Here is a 3,156-nt window from a genome sequence, read left to right on the forward strand (position 1 = left end):
CAACCCTTTTCCGGCGCCGGGCCAGCTTGACCTGCACCAGCCCCACAATACCCTGGCGCCAGGAGAAAACGATAATCAGGAGCACGATACCCAGCCAGAGTTCCCACTGGGGCACCTTGAAGGGTGCCAACTTGCCCACCTCGCTGGCCAGAATCGGCAGATAATTTTTGATAAGCAGGAAGACTAAAGCGCCTATCAGGGATCCATAGAGATATCCTGCCCCACCGATCAACACCGCAAAGATCATGTCCACGTTGGCGAAAGGATTCATGACATCAGGGCTGACAAAGCCTCGAAGAACCGTGAACAGGGCACCGGCCAGACCGGCCAGACCGGAGGAGATGACAAAGGTGATCCACTTGGCCTTCAGGGCGCTGTAACCGAGAAACAGGACACGGTTTTCATCTTCCCGTATAGCCCGCACCAGGGTTCCGTAAGGCGCATTCATTAAGGTCTTTAGAAAAAAGTAAACCAAAAGGACCATGGCAAGCATAAATATAAAAGATGGGATCTCAAGGTGCAGCTTAATAAACCCCAAAAAAGGATTGACGTTGACGGACAAACCATCGTCTCCACCGGTCCATCCCTTCAAGGCCGAACGGACTGCGAAAAAACCGATCTCATTAAAGGCCATGTTGATTAAAGCGAAGGCCGCCCCGGCGGTCCGTATGGCAATGCCTCCCAACAGGGCGGCGCTTAAGAGGGCGGCGGCCAGGCCTACCCCTATGGCCACCAGGGCATTCTGGTTGACGTTAGCCAGCCAGAGGGCTGAAGCATAGGCACCGGTTCCATAGTAAAGCATGGCCCCGAAGGAAAGATGGCCCATGTAACCGTAAAGCAGATCGAAAGACAGTACAACAATTGAGAAGATCATAAGGTCCACGACCCAACGGATATTGACGCCCAAAGAAAGGGCCACAAAACCGACGGTGATGACTGTGAGGTCCAGCCAAATGGACCAGACATGCCCTGTTTTGATATCCGTGGTTGTCTTCATCATAATCCTGAACCTTCGTGCCCGTCGGCAACGGGCTCGACGAAGCATGAAACTGGAATTAAGGTTATGTAGAACAGGCACCCTCGCCTGTTATTAGTGGAAACAGCCCCGCGAATCGCGGGGTTGTGCTACATAAATCAAATTTTATTTTTCGTTACAATTTAGCCCTGATGCCTTAGAGAGTGCCACGAAGCATGAAAATGGTTTACTCCGAACTCCGAACTCCGAACTCTAAACTCCGAACTTATTTTCGCACTAAAGATATTGCTCCAATAGACCGGCATCGGCAATCGTTTCACGGTCTTCGATCTCCCGGATCATCTTGCCTTCCTTGATGATATAGACCCGGTCGGCCAGTCGGCTCACCACAGACAGATTCTGTTCAACGATGATCGAGGCCTTGTGCTCCTTCATGGTATTCAGAATGGTAAAGATGTCTTTAATCACCACCGCGGCCAGACCCTCTGTGGGTTCGTCGATCATGAGCAACCGCGGATCGCCTATCAGTGCCCGGCCGATGAGGAGGATCTCGCGCTGTCCCCCGGAAAGTCCGCCGGCCGGAGAATCCAAAAACTTTTCCATTTTTGGGTAGAGGGAAAGGACCCGTTCTACGGCCCGATCAATCTTCCAGCCCGCGGCATAGGCCGCTAATTCGATGTTGCTACGTACCGTCAGGGCCGAAAAAACCCGTTTATCCTGAGCCACAAAACGTATCCCTTGACGGGCTGCTTTTTCGGCGGACAGCCCTGTTATCAGGCGGCCATCGAAGGCAATCTCACCGGCCTGGGGCTTAAGTAAACCGGCGATGGTTTTGAGCAGGGTCGTCTTGCCGGCCCCGTTACGGCCCACGACAAAGATCATCTCCCCCGGTCTGACCTTCAGATCGATACCCTGGAGAGCTACCGCATGTCCATAGCAGACTTGCAACCCCTTAATCTCTAACATGACTCCTCGGTCCCCCAGTAACACTCGCGTACCCTGGGGTCGGCCAAAACCGCATCCGGCCGGTCCTGGCAAATGATCCGCCCCTCGTTCATCACACAAAGGCTTTCCACCAGATCGATGATCTTGGATATTTTATGTTCGATAAGTATCAGTGTAAGCTGCCCCTTCAGGGAACGGATAATTTGCATAACTTCCGATATTTCGTGATCACTTAAGCCCGCCAGGGGTTCGTCTAAGAGGAGCAGCTTCGGTTTAAGGGCCAGGGCCATGGCGATCTCTATCAGGCGCTTATCCCCATACGAGAGCTCGCTGGTCGGCACAAAGGCCTTGGAGGTCATTCCAACAGTGTCCAAGGCCTGCTCGCAATCCTCAAAAAGACCCCGGCCTTGCTTGTTCTTCAGATAGAACCGGCCGAGACCCTGGTCCTTCTTTTTGAAACGTACGATAGGCAGCACTAAATTTTCCCAGACGCTTAATCTTGAGAAAACGCTGACCAATTGAAAGGTACGGGCCATACCCAATTGAACCCGGTGGAACGGGGCCAGGTCGGTGATGTCCCGGCCCTCAAAAAAAACAGATCCGGCGGTGGGCGGGAATTGGCCGCTGAGCAGGTTAAACAAAGTGGTCTTACCCGAGCCATTTGGCCCAATAAGTCCGGAGACCTGGCCTGGCTCAACCGAGTAAGAGACCCCGTCCACGGCGGTCAACCCCCCGAAGGTTTTTATCAGATTTCTTGCGGAAACGATTTCACTGGCCATTTCGATCAATCGGTTCTTTCGATTTGAGTCAAAGTCTGAAAAAGTCCGAAACTGTCATTAATAATCAGGTCTTATTTTTTGCGATGTTTGGAACCCAGAAGGCAGAATCAAGAATACAGCGAACACCTGATTCTTTCCAACGTTTTCCCCTCATTCTGAATTCTGGCTTCTGACTCCTGGATTCCCGGCTTCTTAATCTTTTTGCTAATATCCCTCCGATTCCAGAGTGGGTAGAAATTCCGTTCCCCCATAGGCATCGAGGATCTGGGCATAGTCATAATTCTTAAACATTCCCTTGCGTCCGGCCGAACCTTTCCCTTTGATCATATAGGTGGCATACTTGTATACGGCTCGTCCATCCTTTCTCCAGTGGACCGGACCTTTGACGGTGAAAAATTCCGGTTTCTGCATCAGGGCATTATAGACCTTTTCAGGATCCGTACTGCCGGCCAGTTC

Annotated in this window: 4 protein-coding genes; all 4 read right to left on the reverse strand. The window is 51.9% G+C overall.

The genetic code is table 11. The features are described 5' to 3' along the window. On the reverse strand, positions 1–1,000 hold a 1,000-nt coding region (locus tag HY879_12170; GenBank protein ID MBI5604102.1), incomplete at its 3' end, for a branched-chain amino acid ABC transporter permease. A gap of 252 nt (positions 1,001–1,252) precedes the next feature. Continuing rightward, positions 1,253–1,942, reverse strand: coding sequence for an ABC transporter ATP-binding protein (locus HY879_12175; GenBank protein MBI5604103.1), 690 nt, complete (start codon positions 1,940–1,942; stop codon positions 1,253–1,255). Beyond that, complete coding sequence (locus tag HY879_12180) at positions 1,936–2,670, reverse strand: ATP-binding cassette domain-containing protein (GenBank protein MBI5604104.1); 735 nt, start codon at positions 2,668–2,670, stop codon at positions 1,936–1,938. The genes HY879_12175 and HY879_12180 overlap by 7 nt, the downstream gene beginning before the upstream one ends. 234 nt (positions 2,671–2,904) lie before the next feature. Then, a partial coding sequence (locus tag HY879_12185; GenBank protein MBI5604105.1) for a hypothetical protein occupies positions 2,905–3,156 on the reverse strand: 252 nt, incomplete at its 5' end.

It is taken from the genome of Deltaproteobacteria bacterium, from assembly GCA_016219225.1.
Lineage (GTDB): Bacteria > Desulfobacterota > RBG-13-43-22 > RBG-13-43-22 > RBG-13-43-22 > RBG-13-43-22.